This window comes from Rhodospirillaceae bacterium (assembly GCA_016712715.1).
Classification (GTDB): domain Bacteria; phylum Pseudomonadota; class Alphaproteobacteria; order Dongiales; family Dongiaceae; genus Dongia.
This window is the reverse complement of the sequence record JADJQM010000001.1, coordinates 681,221-699,050: the sequence shown is the minus strand read 5'-3', so window position 1 is coordinate 699,050 and position 17,830 is coordinate 681,221. Positions and strand designations below refer to the sequence as shown.

The window sequence follows — 17,830 nt, the reverse complement described above, 5'->3', positions numbered from 1 at the left end:
GGCCGTGGCGGGTCTCAGTTTTTTGGGGCATCGCGCCCTTTCCCATTACCCGCCGCTAGAGGCATAGTGCTCCCAGAAAAAGAAACTTCAGGGGCGGCGATGGCGGATTTTGATCTCACGGGGCAGGTGGCGCTGGTGACGGGTGCCTCTGGCGATCTCGGGCGCCATTTCGCCTCTGTGCTGGCTGGTGCCGGTGCCGCCATCGTGCTGATGGCCCGACGCGGCGATGTCATTGCCGCCGAAGCCGAGCGCCTGCGCGGGCTGGGCTACCGGGCGGCATCCGTCACGGGCGACATTACCCAGGCGCAGGGCTTCAACGCCGCCTTTGCCGCCGCCGAGGGCGAACTCGGCCCCATCTCGCTGCTCATCAACAATGCCGGCATCTCGCCCACCACGCCCTCGCTCGATCTTGCCGACAGCGATTGGGACGCGGTCATCGATACCAACCTCAAGGGCGCCTGGCTCGCCAGCCGCGAGGCAGCGCAGCGCTGGGTCAAGCAAAAGCGTCCCGGCAACATCATCAACATCGCCTCGATCCTGGGCCAACGTGTCGCCAACCAGACACTGCCCTATGCCGTCTCGAAGGCGGGCCTCATCCAGATGACCAAGGCACTGTCCCTGGAATGGGCGCGGCACAATATCCGCGTGAACGCCTTGTCGCCCGGCTATATCCGCACCGCGCTCAACGAGGAGTTCTTCGCCAGCGAAGCCGGCGCCACCCTGGTCAAGCGCATTCCGCAACGGCGGCTGGGGCAGCCGCAGGATCTCGATGGTCCCTTGCTGCTGCTGGCCTCGCCGGCCTCCGCCTACATGACCGGCACGGTGCTCACGGTCGATGGCGGCCACCTCAATTCAAGTCTGTAAAGGGCTAAAGTCATGGATTTCTCGATCAGCAAACGCGCCGAAGACTATGTCCGCAGGATCGACGATTTCCTCGACGAGCATGTCATACCGCTGGAAAGCGACCGCGCCAATTTCGATGCCGGCGAAAACATCCGCGAGGAACTGCTTCAGCAATTGCACGCAAAGGCCCTGGCCGCCGGCCTGTGGAATTTCCAGTTGCCGGAAAGGCTCGGCGGCAAGGGGCTGAAATTCACCGAATTGGTGCCGATCTACGAAGCCGCCGGCCGCTCGATCTTCGGCCCGGTCTGCTTCAACATCGCGGCACCCGATGACGGCAACATCCATCTCCTCTCCCGGGTCGCGACGCCCGAGCAGCAGGAACGCTGGCTGATGCCGATCGTCCATGGCGAAGTGCGCTCGTCCATCGTCGCTGACGGAGCCGGCTCCCGGTTCCGGCTCCGATCCCGCCGGCATGATGCGCACGACAGCCGAGAAGGTCGGCGACAAATGGATCATCCGCGGGCACAAATGGTTCATCACCGGCGGCGAGGGCCGCCGAGCATTTCATCCTGCTGGCACGCACCTCCGACGATCCGCGTCGCGGTCTCACCGCCTTCCTGTTCGATAAATCCGCCCCCGGCTGGCACATCAAGCGGCGCATCCCGATCATGGGGCCGGAGGAGCATGGCGGCCATTGCGAGCTCATCTTCGACGGCCTCGAAATTCCCGACAGCGACCGCCTGATGGGTGTCGGCGAGGGGATGAAGGCGGTGCAGATCCGCCTCGGCATCGCGCGTCTCACCCATTGCATGCGCTGGCTCGGCCTCTCCAAGGAGGTCTCGATGGCCAAGATCGCCGTCGCTGATTGCCTGCACAAGGCGGTCGACACGGCGATCCAGTTGCTTGGCGCCAAGGGTTATTCCAAGGATACGATCCTGTAATGGATGTACCGCTATGCCAGGCAGGCGCGCCTCGTCGATGGTGCTTCGGAAGTGCACAAGATGGTGCTGGCGCAACATCTGGGGCTTGAAGGCCGTGATTTCTGGAAATGGGGTTGATCAGCGTGCTTGCCAACAAGATTGCCGCTCTTGAGACATTCATCCAGCAGCAGACGGGCGCCGGCAAGGTTGGCGCGACATTGATCGGCCGTCTGGGCGGTGGCGCCATCCAGGAAAATTGGGCGATTGATCTCGACATCGATGGCGCTGTGCATGAAGCCGTCTTACGCGCCGATGCGCCGAGCGGCATTGCCGAGAGCTGGGGCAAGGCGCAGGAATTCGCCTTGCTCACAGCGGCCTATGGCGCCGGTGTGAAGGCACCGCAGCCCCTCTGGCTCGAGCCCACCGGCACGGTGATCGGCCAGCCCCTTCCATCTTACGCGCCGTCTCAAGGGCTCAGCCGATCCCAGGAAATTGGTGCGGGCGCTGGAGGAGGAAGCGGGTGATGCCCTGGCCCACGAACTGGGCGCGGAGCTCGCCAGGCTGCACAAGGTGACACCAGCCAATTCGCCGGGTGATCTCGCCTTCCTGCCGCCGGTACCTGCGGATCTCGTCGCGGCGCGCTTTGCGCGCTTCCGGGGCCAGCTAGACCGCCTGCCCGAGGCGCAACCGGTGTTGGAATGGGCCATCAACCGGCTGGAAGACGAAGCGCCTCGATATCGCCGCGGCACCGATATTGTGACGCTGTGCCATCGTGACTTCCGCACCGGCAACTACCTGGTGCTGGAGGAAAAGCTGAGCGGCATTCTCGACTTCGAGTTTGCCGGCTGGTCCGATCCCTATGAGGATCTGGGCTGGTTCTGCGCCCGCTGCTGGCGTTTCGGCATGGCGGGCGCCGAAGCGGGCGGCATCGGCAACCGCGCCGCCTTCTACGCCGGCTATGAAGCCGGCGGCGGACATGGTGTCGATGATGCGCAGGTCCGCTTCTGGGAACAGATGGCGGCAATTCGCTGGTCGATCATGGCCCTCGAACAGGCTGAGCGCCATCTTTCAGGCCGAGAGCGCTCGCTTGAGCTGGCGCTGACCGGGCTCGTGTCATTGGAAACGGAGTATGACCTGCTCGTCGATCTGCGCTTGGCCGGCTTCAAGCCCGCCTCGAAAAATCACAGAGTGACACGTCTTCGGGAGATGCCGCATGAAGCAACGCCCTGGTGCAAATGCGCTGCTCGACTCGGCATTGGTGACACTGCAGGAGGATCTGCTGCCAACCCTCAAAGGTCGGCAGAAGTTCCTTGCCGCCATGATCGCGCGCGCAGTCTCCGTGGCCAAGCAAGACATCGTCGGCGCGCGCGAAGCGGCGCAGGCCGAGCGCAACAGCCTGGCGCGCCTCTATGGCCAGCCATCCGACGACGATCTCCCGACCTTGCGCAAACAACTCGCCGCTGACATCCGCGCCCGCAAATTTCAACCCGGCACGCCGGACGAAACCAGGCTGATCGATCATCTGGTCGAAACGACGGCGGCCGAACTCCGCATCACCAATACGAAATACCTGGCGCAACGGCAGCGCGGACGAGGGGCGGAGTCGGCGGTGTAGATTTGGCGAACCTGAGTTCGTTGCCTGCATACCCCCTCTCTAACTCTCCCCCTCAAGGGGGGAGAGGACTACAGCGAGTTCGTTCGGTCTCGTGAGTCATCTTCTTCCCCCTCCCCTTTTGAGGCGGAGGGCCGGGGAGGGGGTATCTAACCGCCGCACAAAACTCCGAAGAGAGTCTCACACCCTCTCCGCCAGATAATCCGCATAGATGCGCAAGCTGCAATCCGCATGCACGATGCGAAAGCCGGCGCGTTCGATGAGGCCGGCCATGACCCAGGAATAGGTGCTGTACTCCTCGCGGATATGTTGCGCGACTTCTTCGCGGGAATAGCCGGTGTTGCTGCCCATCCAACTGATCCAGTTTTCGGCGACCGCCGGCACCTCGGCCGGATCGCAGGAGAACACCACGTCGCGGATGAACAGCCGGCCGCCCGGTTTCAAGCTGCGATGAAGTCGCGTGAGAGCGACGCCTTTCCAGAGGTCCGGCAGATGGTGCAGGGCGAATTTCGTGGTGATGAGGTCGAGCGACCCGTCGTCGATCTCGTAACTGAGGAACCCGCCCTGGTGTGCCGCAAGGTTGGCAAGCCGCATCGCCTTCGCCCGGGCGAGTGTTGCCCGTAACATCTCCGCGGAGATATCGACGGCATGAACGAACCCGGCATGCTTTGCCGCTTCGCAGGCCAACATGCCGGTGCCGCAGCCGAAATCCGCGACCACCTGCGATGCCCCGACACCCAGTTGCACGAGCAACGCGCTATCCTCGGCAGGATCGTCCGCCTGACGCTCGTCGTAACTCTCGACCTGCGCCACGTCGGCGAAATCGAGCCCGACCTGCTTGAGATCGACATAGTACCAATCCGGCCGTTCCATCGGGCACCTCCACACGGATGATTGTCAACGCTAAGAGTGGGATGGCCCCGACGTCAACGCAACAACCTGTGCGCGTGTCGCATACCCACAGCCGGTGAACGCATGAGGACAACCGAGCTCGTTGCCGACACACCCCCTCTCTAACTCTCCCCTCAAGGGGGAGAGGATTGCAGCGAGTTCGTCCGGTCTGGGGGTCATCAGTTTCTCCCTCCCCCCTTGAGGGGAGGGTCGGGGAGGGGGGGTATCGATCCGCTGCGCTAAAGGTCGCATCATAGCACGTCATCTCACCCCCATTGACCATTCCTCCCGCACCCCATACCGTCGTTCGAGTCCATTTGCAGCATCGCCAGGAGTCACATCGACTGATGAGCTATCTGATCGTCTTCGTCGGTGCTGGGATCGGTGGTGCCTTGCGCCATGGTGTCAACATGGCGAGCGCGCGGTTGCTCGGCGTGAACTTTCCCTGGGGCACGCTCACCGTCAACATCGTCGGCTCGCTGGCGATGGGACTTCTCGCCGGCTACTTCGCCTTCAAGGGCGAGGCGTCGCAAGCCTGGCGGCTGTTCCTGACCACCGGCATCCTCGGCGGCTTCACCACGTTCTCGGCTTTCTCGCTTGATACGGCGATGCTCTACGAGCGCGGCGCCATGATGTCGCTCGCGGTCTATGTGCTGGCCTCGGTGTTGCTCTCGATCCTCGCCGTCTTCATCGGTCTCGCCATCATCAAATCCGGCATGCGGTGAGGGTCACCCGAACACGCCGTGTTCGAACAGCACCTTGACCCCGATCGCCACCAACCCGATGCCGCCGACGAATTCCGCCCAACGGCCGAGAAGCGGTCCCGCCGCGCGCCCGATCAGCACGCCGCCGAAGGCCATCGCAAACGTCACCGCGCCGATGAGCGCGATGGTCATTGGAACATGCACGTTCATGAAGCCCAGTGTCACGCCCACCGCTGTGGCGTCGATGCTGGTCGCCATGGCCGTGGCGATGAGGGCGAGTGCGCTGTGGCGGTTGGGTTTTGGCGCGTCGTCGTCGGCACCGCCCATCCAGGCGAGATAGGACATCCGGCCGCCGACGACCAGGAGCAGGCTGAAGGCGATCCAGTGATCAACCGCCTGGATATAGCTGCCGATACTCCAGCCGAGCGCCAGTCCGATCAGGGGTGTCGCCAGTTCGAAGATGCCGAAGAAGGCGCCGATGCGCGCTGCCTCGCGAATGCCCGGACGATGCAGGCTGGCGCCTTTGCCGAGCGAGGCTGCGAAGGCATCGGCGGAAAGGGAGAAGGCGAGGGCGAGCGAGGTGCTGAGAGTCATTGTCGGGTTCCCGCGCCAGGCGTTGAGATCAGCGGACACGAGCCTCTTCCCCTGGCGTGCAGGAAGAACGCGTGCCACTGGTCTCGCCTCGGTTCAGGCAGCCGACGCGACGTCGTCTGTGCTGAAACTGCGCATACCATGAAGGCTTTCGCCATCAAGTGTGTTGATATGCGCCCTGCTGGTAATCGCAGGCGGCTACTCCCCAATGAGTGCGGATGACGTAGAGCGCTGGCGGGTTGCTGTCAAGTCGATGCGCCTATTAGGACAGAAAGTCGTCAATGGCTACACCACGACTATCTGGGTGCGCGGCGGATCAGGCATTGCTTCTTTCATTTTGCTGCCCGCCCTATACTTTACCCGGGGTGGCGCTGGCCGTGTGGCGCAGTCTGGGAGGTGCGGATGCCGATGCTCTCATGGTGCAGGGTGGCAGCGATTGTCGCGGCGATGCTGCTGACGGTCGCCTTCGCGCCGAGCCGATTGCTGGCCGATGAGGTCAGGGTCGTCTTCGTCACCCACGGACAGCCGAATGATCCCTATTGGGAGATCATCAAGAACGGGATGAACGACGCGGCCGGCAAGTTGGGCGTCACGGTCGAGTATCATTCTCCGTCGACATTCAGCACCGCGGAAATGCTGCGATTGATTGATGCCGCGGTCGCGTCGCGCCCCGATGGTCTCGTCGTCAGCATGCCTGACGAAGAAGCGTTGTCGCCCGCGGTCCTCGCGGCGACGGCGGCCGGCATTCCCGTCATCGTGATTGATGCCGGTGGTCCGACCCTGGCGAAAAAGGTCGGTGCTCTATTCTTCATGGGTCAATCTGAATTTGGTGCCGGGTTGGCCGCTGGAAGACGCGCTCATGAACGCCTGGCGAGGCGCCCGCTCTGCATCGATCATGAGGTGGGCAATGTCAGCCTGGAAGCCCGCTGCCACGGTTTCAACAATGGTCTGGGCGTGCCGGCGCCGGTTCTGCAAACAACCCTCGATCCGATCGCCGCCCGAAAACAGCTGGCACTTTATCTGGCGGAACATCCGGATACGGATTTCATACTGACCTTGGGCGCTGCTTCGGCCGAGGTAGCCCTGGATGTGACAGCAGACCTTCCGGCCGATGCCCGGCCCGGCATCGGCACGTTCGACCTGTCGCCCCGGGTGCTCGACGCTATCTCCGACGGGGAGATTCTTTGGGGCATCGATGCGCAACCGTTTTTAATGGGATATGTGCCCGTCATGACCTTTAACCTGCTGAAGCGCTACCGACTGGCGCCGGTGACGAGCGACGGCTTCTACCAGACCGGTCCAAGTTTCATCGAACAGAGGGATGCGAAGGCCATGAAGCTGCTATCGGAGGCCAGCATCCGCTAACCGGGTGATCGGCGAGGATCAGCCCCAGGTTTCCTTGACGCCCTGACGCTTGCCGAGGCGATTGATGCCGTTGCCGGTTGCGATCGGGATCTCCGGTGCCGGCCGGCCATAAAGCCAGCCCTGGCCGAGATCGACGCCGAGGTCCAACAGGCATTTGTGCTGGTCCTCTTTCTCAACCATCTCGGCCACGGTCTTGATGTTGAGGCAGCGACAGGTGGTGAGAACGCCCTGGACGATGGCGCGTTCGCGAATACTCTCGGTGATGCTCTTGATATAGGCGCCGTCGATCTTGACGAAGTCGACCTGCAATTGCTGAAGATAAGGCAGGGAGGATGCGCCGGCGCCGAAATCGTCGAGACAGACCAGGTGCCCCGCGCCCCGCAACAGGTCAACCGCGCGTGCTGCCTTCGGCAGATCGTCGAGCTTCGCCGATTCCGTGATCTCGATGATGAGCCGATTGCGATTCTTGCCCATCTTGACCGCCAACTGCTCAAACATGCCGAGGAAATTGTCGTTCAGCAAGGAGCGCGCGGACATGTTCACGGCCAACCGCAACTCCTGGCCCTTGCTCTCCGATTGCTGGATGCGGGCGATGGCGCCATGGGTCACGGCAAGATCGAGCTCATGGACGATATTGATTTCTTCCGCGAACATGACGTCGGCAAACGGCGAACGGCCATCCTCGAACCGGAGCAGCACCTCGTAATGGTGCGCTGAGCGGTCGGCGAGATAGACGATCGGCTGGAAATGCAGATTGATGCGGTGCTCATGGATGAGATCGCGCATGGCGACGACGCGGCTCAGGACTTCGGCCGTCATGCGTTTCAGGTATTGGTCGGCGGCATTGGCGTCGAAGTTCTTGATGCTTTCGTTGCTGAACTTGCCGACCACATAGGACAGGATGCTCTCGACATCCTCATCCGCCAGCGACGCGCCGCTGAATGAGATCGTCTTGCCCGTCGCATGAATCGTTTCCGCAGGCAGGGCAAAGGCGTCGCCCACCTGGTTGATGGCATTGACGATCGTGGCGGTGTCGGTGCCTTCGAGATGCGTCACGCCGAATTTGCCGTCGCCGAGTTTGGCGGCGGACTCATTGTCGATGGCATGCAGTTTCAATTGTGCGCCGATCTCAGCCAGCAGGGCCTCGGCACGCTCGGGCCCCATCACGCGGTTGAGTTCTTCGGTCTCGCAGATTTCCAGCAGGGTGAGGCAGGCGGATTTCCCGGACTTGCGCGCTTCCTGCACGGCATGCGTGGCGGCGTAGGTGAACTCGACAGCTTCGGCGAGGCCAGTGACCCGGTCGCGCCGTCGCGCGCCGCTATGCGGGATCGCGTTGTATGCGGCATTGACGATGGTCATGAAGTAATGCGGCCAGTCCTTTTTCAGGGACCGGTTGATGCAGACCGAAACGACGTGGCGTTTCTGCGGCACGGTGCTGTCTGCCCCGACCGACTGAGTCTCGTCCATCAGGACGAGGTTGAGGTCGCGCCGCCGTTGTCCTGGGCCCAGATTGCGCAGGGCTGCCTTCAGCAGAATGGCGTCGGCGGTCGCCAGAATGTTGGTAAACGGCTTGCCGGTGAGGTCCGCATTGTCGACGCCAAGGATCGATTTGACCGCGCCGCCCGCCCACAGGACCTTGCTGCTCTCGTCGAGCTCCAACAGGATGTCCGCGTTGGAGAACGCAAATCCGACAAAGCGGTCGCGCTCTTCGCGCAGGCGATCGGTGGTTGGGACGGCCATGGTCTTCCTAAAGATAGGGCGGGAAAGGCAGCCAGAACTCATTGAGTCCCATTATTTTCTGCTGTTAAGCTTAATAAATTGTCAATTGTAGCGGGAAAATGCCCAGGAAATTCTGGGGCGACCCCTTAGAAAGTCTTGCCGATCGAGGGTCAAAAGCCTGCTGTTTCCCTTGGCAGCCCACGCGCGGCGCGCTATCCATGGTTGGAACCAGCCTCCAGGGAGACTTCAAATGCGCAAAATACTTAACGGCCTCGTTGCCGCGACCATGGCGATTGCCTTCGCCATACCGATGCTTGCCGCACCCGCCGCGGCGGAAGACGCCAAATCGCTGCTGAACCAGATCCTCGATCGGGGCACGCTGCGCGTCGGCACCACGGGTGATTATCCCCCTTATTCCGAGCTCGACCAGGCAAGCGGTACCTATAAGGGCTACGAAATCGACGTGGCCACGCAGCTTGCGGCCGACCTTGGCGTCAAGGTCGAATTCGTGCCGACCAGCTGGGAAACCCTGGCCGCCGGCATCCAGGCCGGGAAATATGACGTTGCGGCTTCGGGCATAACCCTCACACTCGACCGTTTAAAGAGCATTGGCTTCTCCGACCCCTATCTCGACGCGCCCCTGGTACCGTTGGTCCAGGTCAAGGATGGCGCCAAATACGCGTCCTGGCGTGACCTCGACAAGGCCGGCATCCGCATTGCCGTGCAGAGCGGCACCTCGGCGGAAGGCTCGGCCAAGGCCAACTTCAAGAACGCCGAAATCGTCCCGATCGTGGCGCCTGCGCTTGATTATCAGGAGCTGCTTTCCGGCAAGGTCGACGCCGCCATCACTGACACCATTTTCATCAAGAAGGCGCTTGCTCAGTACAGCGACAAGGTGGTCGCCGTCGATCCGACCCATGCCATTGAAGGCCAGCCGATTGCCATGATGACCGTCCGGGACGACATCGCCTGGCAGCGCTGGCTCAGTGTCTGGGTCTCCCTGAAGCAGCAGTCCGGTTTCTTTGACTCGCTGTTCACCAAGTGGATCGCCGGCAGCTAAGCCGAACAAGCTTCAGGTCAAAAGGAGCGGCGCTGGTATGGCCCGATCATCGTTTTTGGGCCGAACCGGCGCCGTTCTGATTCTAACGTTGCTTCTCGGCGGTTGCGGCGACTGGTCGCCCCTCATTCCGGGTACGCCGCTTGGCGACAAGCATTTCTGGTTCCTGACCGCCGGCATCCAGTACACGCTGCTGATCTCGCTTTATGCGATCGTCTTCGGCTCGATCATCGGGCTCACCGGTGCGTTGATGTCGCGCAGCCGCTTCCGTGCCGTGCGGCGCGTGGCCTGGCTCTATGTGGAAGGCTTCCGCATGGTGCCGCTCTTCGTGCTGCTGTTGTGGATCTATTACGCGCTGCCAATCGCCATCAATGAAATGCCGCCGGAGTTCGGCGAGCTGCCCGGCATGGATATGCTCCGCCAGATGACGCCGTTCACGGCGGTTGCCATCGGCCTCTCGCTCAATGCCGGCGCCTTCCTGGTGGAGATTTTCCGCGCTGGGATGGAATCCGTGTCAAAAGCGCAGATTGATGCTGGGCTGGCCTTCGGTATGTCGCGGCCGTTGCTGATGCGCCGCATCATCCTGCCTCAGGCCATTCGCCGCATGCTGCCGCCGATGACCAGCCAGTTCATCTCGATTGTGAAGGATTCATCCCTGGGCGGGGCCATCGGCGTCATGGAATGGACGCGGCGCGCGACCCTGCTGCAGACGCAGATCCTGCATCCGATGGAGATCTATACCTTCCTCGCCCTGGAATACATCACCATCCTGGTGATGCTGACGGCGCTCGCCCGCTATCTCGAGCGGCGCTATCCCCAGCACAATTAATCGAGCAGTTTCTCCGCCCGCACCATCGGCTCGTCGGCAGCCTGGATCAATGCCTCGAGGAACGCCCGCAACTGCTCACACCGCAAGGCCGAGGCCTGCAGCAGGATGCGGCTCACCACCCTGTGCCGGGCATGGAACTGCACCAGATCGACCGAGACCTCACGCGGCAATGAGCTGATGCGCGCGGCATTGGCCTCGAACACGGTGGCCGGCGGCAAGGCAAGGCCAGCCAGCTGCGCGGTTGGGATTGGCAAATCCTGGATGAGAGTCGCGGTGCTGTCGAACGCCGCCTGTGCCGCAGCCCGGATGGCCAGCACCTCGCCCAGCAGGGCCGCCAAGAGCGCCTGCGTCTCGGCTTCCAACTGGTCGTCGCGGCTGCGCTTGCGATTGCTGGTCACGAACAATGCGATGAGCCCGGCCAAGGTGAGGAAGATCAGGAACGGCGCCTGGATAAGCCAGCCGCGCAGCAGGTCGCGGTCCATGGCCGGTTCGACCATGGGGGCGGGTTCGATGGCGATCTCTTCGGCTTCCGGCGGCTTGGTCCAGAGGCCGAGATTACGACCGCGTGCCTCAGTCTCGGCGGCGTCGTACCGCGCCGCCCGTTCGCGTGACGTGGCATCCGCCTTGATCGAGGGGCGATAGACCGCGGCCATGCCGCCGGCCAGCATCGCCTCGGCAATATCGTCATCGTCGATCCGGCAGATTCCGGAGAGATGCTGCGCATCAGCACCGCGATCGAGCACATCACACGTCAGCCGCTGGCCGTCGATGAGCGCCTGCAAGGCAACGCGCGCTTCCGGCCCGAGTGGCACGGTCATCAACGGTGCCGCGATTCCATCCAGCCGCAAGATGACGTCACCGATGGCGATCTCGTCGCCGTCGATGGCCTGGCCAGTGCCTTCCAGCTTCGGTGGGGTGGGGGCATCCAAGGGCACGGCGTCGACATCACCGACGGGCACCGCGGGAGGTGGGGGTTGCAGGGGGTTCTTCTGCTTGGCCAGCGCGGGTTCCGCGGCCAGGGTCAGGCAGAGCAGGGCCGTGGTCGCCAGCCAGATATTAATCTTCATTGAAAGTCCTAGTCTTTTTGAGCGTCCCTCGCGGTCTTGGTAAAGGGGTGGATGGGTGAGGTCAATGGGCCATCCAGAATCGGTCTGGACAGGTAGATCGAAACTGAATAAGCATTCAATAATTGAACGGATATTCAGTTTCAGGGGCAGGCCACATGGCGACCAAATACGACGCGATCGTGATCGGCGGCGGGCATAACGGCCTCGTCACCGCCGCCTATCTCGCCAAGGGTGGCGAGAAGGAGGGCAAGAACAAGCTGAAGGTCCTCGTCCTCGAGCGCTATCACAAGGTCGGTGGCGCGGCGATGTCGGAGGAGATCTATCCGGGCTTCACCTATTCGACCTGCTCCTATGTGTGCTCGCTGTTGCGCCCGGAGATTTTCCGCTTCCTCGATCTGCCGCGTCATGGACTGCAAGTCATTCCCTACGAGATCAACTCGTCGCCCAATCATGAGGGCGAGGGGATCGTCACCTATTCGGATCATGATCGCACACGCGAGTCACTGCGCCGGCATTCGATCAAGGATGCGGAGGCCTATGATCACTATGCGGCCGAGATCAGCCGGCAGTGTCGTTTCATCAAGCCGCTCCTGATGGTGACGCCGCCCGATCCGACCAGGCTCAACCCATTCGCGCAGAACAAGATCAATCCCTGGGGCAAGCGCAACGATCTCGAAGGGCTGCTGAAGATCGGCCGCGAATTCGGCCGCATGGGCGAGAAGCAGATGTATGAGATCATTCGCTTCTGGACCATGTCGATCGGCGACTTCCTCGACGAATATTTCGAGACGCCGCGGTGGAAGGGCTTTGCCGCGGCCTCGTCGATCATCGGCACGGCGCTGGGACCCTATTCGCCCGGCACCGCCTATGTGCTGCTGCATCACTACATGGGTGAGGTCGACGGGCAGATCGGCGCCTGGGGCTTTGCGCGCGGCGGCATGGGGTCGGTCTCGAAGGCAATTGCCTCGGCCGCGACCGAAGCCGGGGTCGAGATTCGCACCAATGCCGAGGTCGCCAAGGTCATCATTCGCGGCGGCAAGGCGGTCGGTGTCACGCTGGCCAATGGCGAAGAGATCTATGCCCGCACAGTGGTCAGCAATGCCGACCCCAAGCGCACCTATCTGAAGCTCATTGAGAAATCGGATCTGGACAGCATCGATCCCGACATCCACACCTACGCCAAGAATTTCAAGATCCGCGGCAGTTCGGGCAAGCTGAACATCGCGCTCGATGGTCTGCCGCAATTCGCCGGCCTGCCGAAGGAATCGGCCTGGGGCACCATCGATATCGGCGGCGATTTCGACTATATCGAGCGCGCCTATGACGACTACAAATACGGCTCCTGGTCGAAGCGGCCCTTCCTCGACATCGTGATCCCGACCACGGTCGACCCCACCATGGCACCGCCGGGCAAGCATTTCATGTCGGTCTTCGTGCAATACGTGCCATACAAGTTGGGTGAACAGCCCTGGACGCCGGAGATGAAGTCGGCCTTCGAAAAGGACGTGCTCGACACGATCGAGATGAATGCGCCGGGCTTCAAGGACCTCATCCTGCATTGCCAGACGCGGACCCCCTGGGACATCGAGAATGAAGTGGGCCTCACCGAAGGCAACATCTTCCAGGGCGAGTTGACGCTGGATCAGATGCTGTTCAACCGCCCGTTCCCGGGCCTCGGCCAGTATCGCGGACCGTTCGATAACTTCTACATGTGCGGATCGGGCACGCATCCCGGCGGCGGCGTCATGGGGGCGCCCGGCGCCAATGCGGCGCGCGAGATGCTGCGCGACTTCAAGCATGGGGTGGTGTGATGAGCGCCCAACAGTACGACGTCATCGTCATCGGCGCGGGCCATAACGGCCTGGTCACGGCAGCTTATCTCGCCAAGGCGGGGCAGAAGGTGCTGGTGCTGGAAGCGGGCGAACAGGCCGGTGGCGCTGCCCAGACACGGGAATTTGCCAAGGGTTATCGAACCTCGGCGGTCGCCCACATCCTGCATGCACTGCATCCCAAGGTGATCAGCGATCTGGGATTGGAAAGTCACGGTCTCCGGGCGACGCAGAACCGGATCGGCACCTCGGCGATGCTGCCCGGTGGTGCGCGCCTCGATATCACCGACGACAAGGCGGCGACACAGGCATCGATCGCCCGGTTCTCGCCGGCCGATGCACAGGCCTATCATCCGCGCATTGAGCGCCTGGTGAAGCTGGCGGGCGCCTTGGGTAGCTTCCTCATGAAGACGCCGCCCAGCCCATCACCCGCCGCCAATGATTTCCAGACCAAGCTGGCGCTCGGCATGTTTGCCGTGCAGCTCCGCCTGATGGGCAAGAAGGACATGCTGGAAATGTCCCGCATCCTCACCATCAATGTGGCGGACCTCGCCAACGATTTCTTCGAGAGTGATATCATCAAGGGGTTGCTGGGATTCGAGGCGACGCTCGGCGTCTATCTCGGGCCGCGTTCACCCAACACGGTCTTCAACCTGCTCTATCGTCTTGCCTCGATGAATGCGAAGCACGGACAGGGCGGTTTGTTCCTGCCGCAGGGCGGCATGGGTGCCGTGGTGGATGCGCTGGTGAAGGCCGCCAAGTCCGCCGGTGCCACCATCCGCACGAGCGCGCCGGTTGGCCATATCCTGATTGAAAAGGACGTCGCGGTCGGCGTGGTGCTGGCGAATGGCGAGGAGATTCGCGCGCCCATCGTGGCGTCGAGCGCCGATCCGCAGCGGACATTGCTGCACCTGGTCGAGCCGGGCAATCTCGATACCGAATTCCTGCGCCGCATGCGGCATCTCAGGATGAATGGCTGCGTCGCCAAGGTGCATCTGGCACTGGATGGCTTGCCGGACGCGCTGAAGCAGGCCCAGGGCCGCATGGTGGTGGCACCGTCGACCAACTATGTCGAGCATGCTTTCGACTGCGCCAAATATGGCCGGGTCTCGGACAATCCGGCGCTGGAGATAGTCATTCCGACCTTAAGCGATCCGTCCCTGGCACCGTCGGGCAAGCATGTGGCGTCGATCCTCTGTCAGTACGCACCCTACAAGTTGCGGACGACCACACAGGATGAAGCGCGCACCCAGGTTCTGGAACGCACCTTGAATGTGCTGGACCAGGTGGCACCCGGTGTCCGCAACCAGGTGACGGCGTCGGAAGTGCTGACACCGCATGATCTCGAGGCCAAATTCAACCTCTCTGGTGGCCAGTGGCACCAGGGCGAAGTGACCCTGGACCAGGTGTTCTTCCTGCGGCCGGCGGCCTCGTTCCAGCAATACAAGATGCCGCTGCCAGGCCTGTGGTTGTGCGGGGCGGGCGCGCATCCAGGCGGCAATGTTTCAGGTGCCGCCGGCGCCAATGCCGCGCGCGAGATCCTGAAGGATATCCGAAAGACCACCGCCAGGAAGGGAGCCGCCTGATGACTCACGTTCAGCATCTGAAACCCTTCCTGAAGAAGACGCCGTTCCATGATGCGATGGAAGCCATGATGCATGGCGCTGGATGGATCCGCTGGCAGGGCTATTATTCACCGGCCTATTATGATTCCATCCAATCGGAATATATGGCGACCCGCAACGGCGCCACGGTCTATGATGTTTCGCCGCTGATCAAATATGCGATCAAGGGCAAGGATGCGGCGAAGTTCGCCAATTACCTGGTGACGCGCGACCTTAGCAAGGTGGCGCCAATGAATGTCGCCTACACGGCCTGGTGCGACGATGATGGCCGCATGATCGAGGAAGGAACGCTGTTCCGCCTGGGTGAGAACGACTTCATCCTCAACGCCGCCCTCCATCAGCTGCATTGGCTAAATGAGAGTGCCTATGGTTTCTCGGTCGAGATCGAGGAAATCTCCGAGCAACTGGCCGGCCTGTCGCTGCAGGGGCCGAATTCCCGCGCGATCCTGGAGGTGCTGGGCGTCCAAGGGATCGGCAAGCTGCCGCATTTCGGCATCATGGAAACGAGCGTCGATGGACATTGGCTGCGGATCGACCGGGCCGGCTTCACCGGCGATCTTGGCTATGAGATCTGGGTCAAGCCGCAGGATGCGCCGTGGCTGTGGGAAACCCTGTTCCGTATCGGCGATCCCTACAAGATCGCGCCGATGGGCGGACATGCACTGGAAATGACGCGCGTCGAGGCCGGTTTTATCCTGGTCGATGTGGACTATATCGGTTCGCATCATGCCATCCGCCCGACGCAGCGTGTCTCGCCGATCGAGGCCGGGATCGGCTGGGCGGTGGCGCTGAAGAAGGATGCCTATTTCGTCGGCAAGCGAGCCTTGCAGAAGGAAAAAGCGGAAGGCTCCTCACGCTTTATCCTATCTGGTATCGAGATCGAGGGACGCAAGCCGGCACCGGGTGCTTTCCTCTATGCCGACGAGAAGGGAACCAAGGAACTGGGCCTTACTACCTCCGCCATGTGGTCGCCCTTGCTGAAGAAGAACATCGCCTTTGCCCAGATACCCATGGCCTATACGAAGCCCGGCACGGAAATGTGGATCGAGATCTGGTATCCGAAAGAGAAAAAGATCGAACGCAGCATGGTGAAATGCTGGACGCGGAACCGCATGTTCTTCGATCCACCGCGGAAGAAGGAAATTGTGTGAGTGCGCGCTCCGTCGTCATGGTCCGCGAAGGCGGACCACCCACGACTTACTTTCTTTGCCTGTGAACAAACTCGTGGGTGGTCCGCCTTCGCGGACCATGACGAAAAGAAGTAGCATCATGGCCAAGAACGCCCCCATCCGCAGCAATCGCAAGAAGGAACTGATCGAGGCGACCATCGCGGTGATTGCCGCCCATGGCTATCACGGCACGACGGTGAGCCGGGTTGCAAAGTCGGCGCGCGTATCGACCGGGCTGATGAACTTTCACTTTACCAGCAAGGACAAGCTGTTCGAGGAAGTCTTCAAATATCTGGCGGACGAGTATTTCCTGGTCTGGAACACGCGGATCCAGGCGGCGCCGGCGGATGCCTGGTCGCGCCTGCAGACAATGGTCGAAGCCTATTTCGACCGCGATGTCTTCACCAGCGCCAAGCTCGCTGTCTGGTTCAGCTTCTGGTCGGACCCGGAACTCCGCGACAAGTTTCGCGACGCAGCGACGGCGGTCGAACGCCGCTATGTCAAGGAACTGGAACACCAGATCTATAACCTCGTCATCCTGCAGCCGCGCGCTAAGCCGGACGCCAGGAAGATCGCCGTGCGGGTTGCCGGGGCCCTGTCGGCCATGATCGACGGGTTCTGGCTGCAGGCATTGCTTTATCCCAAGACGTTCAAGGCCAAGGACGCCATCCGCTCCTGCATGGCCTTCCTGAAGCTGCTGACCTTTATTACGTCCAGCGAGAGAAACTTGCCGAGATGGATGGAGCAAAGGGCCGGGCCGAGGCATAATCCCCCGCAATGCTGACAGGGGAATGCGATGCGCTTCAAGGACAAGGTGGTTATGGTCACCGGCGGCACGACCGGCATCGGCTTCGGAATCGCGCGGCGCGCGGCGCTGGAGGGGGCCAAGGTTGCCATTGTCGGGCGGAACGCGGATCGCGGCCGAGCTGCTCTAAAGGAGCTGTCGCCATTTTCCGCAGACGCGCATTTCTTTCCCCGCGACGTCAGCCTGGAAGCTGACGCGCGGGCGATGATCGGCGACGTCGTGGCCCAGTTCGGGCGCCTCGACGTGGTGGTCAACAATGCCGGCGCCGGTGCCAGGCGCTCGGGTGTCGAGGCGGCTGATGGGCCGGGGGAGAGGCTGCGCAAGTTGATGGCAGCCAATCTTGACTCTGCCTATTTCGTCTCCGCGTTTGCATTGCCGGCGCTGAAGGCCGCGGGTGGTGGCGCCATCGTCAATATTTCGTCGACCGCGACACTGCATGGCAATTGGGGTAGCTATGGCGTGGCGAAGGCGGCGCTTGAGGCCTTGACCCGGTCGTTCGCGACCGAGGGAGCACCCCATGGCATCCGTGCCAACGCAGTGTCGCCCGGCTGGATCAAGACGGAGACTACCGGTGGCAGTGGGGCCGCCGAGGAATGGGAGAAGGGCGCCTCGCTGCTCGGACGGATGGGAACGCCGGACGAGATCGCGCGCGCGGTGATGTTCCTCGCCTCGGACGAGGCGTCTTTCGTGACTGGCACCGTGCTGACGGTGGATGGTGGTCTCACTATCACCGACTATCCGTCTTTGCCCTATCTCGACGCCGTCGGCGCCTGGAAGCTGTTCCCCGGAACGTTGTGATGGAGA

15 protein-coding genes and 2 pseudogenes are annotated in these 17,830 nt (G+C 62.2%); 13 read left to right on the top strand and 4 right to left on the bottom strand.

Translation table 11 applies throughout. The annotated features are described in order from the left end of the window. The first annotated feature begins 99 nt into the window (after positions 1-99). From IPK59_03465 to IPK59_03450, 4 genes and pseudogenes are all read left to right on the top strand, one after another. Positions 100-864, top strand: coding sequence for an SDR family oxidoreductase (locus tag IPK59_03465; GenBank protein ID MBK8157875.1), 765 nt, complete (start codon positions 100-102; stop codon positions 862-864). A gap of 12 nt (positions 865-876) precedes the next feature. Then, positions 877-1,901: pseudogene (locus IPK59_03460) on the top strand (acyl-CoA dehydrogenase family protein). Further along, a pseudogene (locus IPK59_03455) lies at positions 1,892-3,227 on the top strand (phosphotransferase family protein). The pseudogenes IPK59_03460 and IPK59_03455 overlap by 10 nt, the downstream one beginning before the upstream one ends. Continuing rightward, positions 3,205-3,378 (top strand): hypothetical protein, encoded by a 174-nt coding sequence (locus IPK59_03450; protein ID MBK8157874.1) that lies wholly within the window; start codon positions 3,205-3,207, stop codon positions 3,376-3,378. The pseudogene IPK59_03455 and the gene IPK59_03450 overlap by 23 nt, the downstream one beginning before the upstream one ends. Before the next feature lie 177 nt (positions 3,379-3,555). Here the strand turns inward: IPK59_03450 and IPK59_03445 are convergent, their stop codons facing one another. Continuing rightward, positions 3,556-4,248 carry a class I SAM-dependent methyltransferase gene (locus IPK59_03445; GenBank protein MBK8157873.1) on the bottom strand — a complete coding sequence of 231 codons (693 nt, stop codon included), beginning with the start codon at positions 4,246-4,248 and terminating at the stop codon, positions 3,556-3,558. A 365-nt stretch (positions 4,249-4,613) separates the two neighbouring features. On the opposite strand from IPK59_03445, the gene crcB reads away from it, so the two are divergent. Beyond that, a complete protein-coding gene (crcB, locus tag IPK59_03440) occupies positions 4,614-4,991 on the top strand; it encodes a fluoride efflux transporter CrcB (GenBank protein ID MBK8157872.1) in 378 nt (125 codons plus the stop codon). A 3-nt stretch (positions 4,992-4,994) separates the two neighbouring features. Here crcB and IPK59_03435 read toward each other — a convergent pair whose 3' ends face one another. Next, the gene (locus tag IPK59_03435) at positions 4,995-5,564 is read right to left on the bottom strand and encodes a manganese efflux pump (protein MBK8157871.1); all 570 of its coding nucleotides are present in this window, start codon (positions 5,562-5,564) and stop codon (positions 4,995-4,997) included. A 477-nt stretch (positions 5,565-6,041) separates the two neighbouring features. On the opposite strand from IPK59_03435, the gene IPK59_03430 reads away from it, so the two are divergent. Further along, positions 6,042-6,926, top strand: coding sequence for a sugar ABC transporter substrate-binding protein (locus IPK59_03430; protein ID MBK8157870.1), 885 nt, complete (start codon positions 6,042-6,044; stop codon positions 6,924-6,926). Between the two features lie 18 nt (positions 6,927-6,944). On the opposite strand, the gene IPK59_03425 is transcribed toward IPK59_03430, so the two are convergent. Continuing rightward, entirely contained in the window at positions 6,945-8,666 is a 1,722-nt protein-coding gene (locus tag IPK59_03425) for an EAL domain-containing protein (protein ID MBK8157869.1), read from the bottom strand. Between the two features lie 229 nt (positions 8,667-8,895). Between IPK59_03425 and IPK59_03420 the strand changes: the two genes are divergently transcribed. Together IPK59_03420 and IPK59_03415 are read left to right on the top strand one after the other, a co-directional pair. After that, a complete protein-coding gene (locus tag IPK59_03420; protein MBK8157868.1) occupies positions 8,896-9,705 on the top strand; it encodes a transporter substrate-binding domain-containing protein in 810 nt (269 codons plus the stop codon). A gap of 88 nt (positions 9,706-9,793) precedes the next feature. Next, positions 9,794-10,531 (top strand): amino acid ABC transporter permease, encoded by a 738-nt coding sequence (locus IPK59_03415; protein ID MBK8157867.1) that lies wholly within the window; start codon positions 9,794-9,796, stop codon positions 10,529-10,531. Here the strand turns inward: IPK59_03415 and IPK59_03410 are convergent. Beyond that, entirely contained in the window at positions 10,528-11,598 is a 1,071-nt protein-coding gene (locus IPK59_03410) for a thermonuclease family protein (GenBank protein ID MBK8157866.1), read from the bottom strand. The two genes, IPK59_03415 and IPK59_03410, sit on opposite strands and share 4 nt — an antisense overlap. A 155-nt stretch (positions 11,599-11,753) precedes the next feature. Here IPK59_03410 and IPK59_03405 point away from each other — a divergent pair, with 155 nt between their 5' ends. The 5 genes from IPK59_03405 to IPK59_03385 all read left to right on the top strand — a co-directional run bounded on the left by IPK59_03405 (position 11,754) and on the right by IPK59_03385 (position 17,824). Then, positions 11,754-13,409: an NAD(P)/FAD-dependent oxidoreductase gene (locus tag IPK59_03405; GenBank protein MBK8157865.1), complete on the top strand. Its 1,656-nt coding sequence runs from the start codon at positions 11,754-11,756 to the stop codon at positions 13,407-13,409. After that, the gene (locus IPK59_03400) at positions 13,409-15,013 is read left to right on the top strand and encodes an NAD(P)/FAD-dependent oxidoreductase (GenBank protein MBK8157864.1); all 1,605 of its coding nucleotides are present in this window, start codon (positions 13,409-13,411) and stop codon (positions 15,011-15,013) included. Before IPK59_03405 ends, IPK59_03400 begins: the two co-directional genes overlap by 1 nt. Further along, positions 15,013-16,203 carry an aminomethyl transferase family protein gene (locus tag IPK59_03395; protein MBK8157863.1) on the top strand — a complete coding sequence of 397 codons (1,191 nt, stop codon included), beginning with the start codon at positions 15,013-15,015 and terminating at the stop codon, positions 16,201-16,203. The genes IPK59_03400 and IPK59_03395 overlap by 1 nt, the downstream gene beginning before the upstream one ends. 118 nt (positions 16,204-16,321) lie before the next feature. Beyond that, positions 16,322-17,005, top strand: a complete 684-nt coding sequence (locus tag IPK59_03390) for a TetR family transcriptional regulator C-terminal domain-containing protein (protein MBK8157862.1) — start codon at positions 16,322-16,324, stop codon at positions 17,003-17,005. Positions 17,006-17,017: 12 nt separating this feature from the next. Beyond that, the gene (locus IPK59_03385) at positions 17,018-17,824 is read left to right on the top strand and encodes an SDR family oxidoreductase (GenBank protein ID MBK8157861.1); all 807 of its coding nucleotides are present in this window, start codon (positions 17,018-17,020) and stop codon (positions 17,822-17,824) included. Positions 17,825-17,830 lie beyond the last annotated feature (6 nt).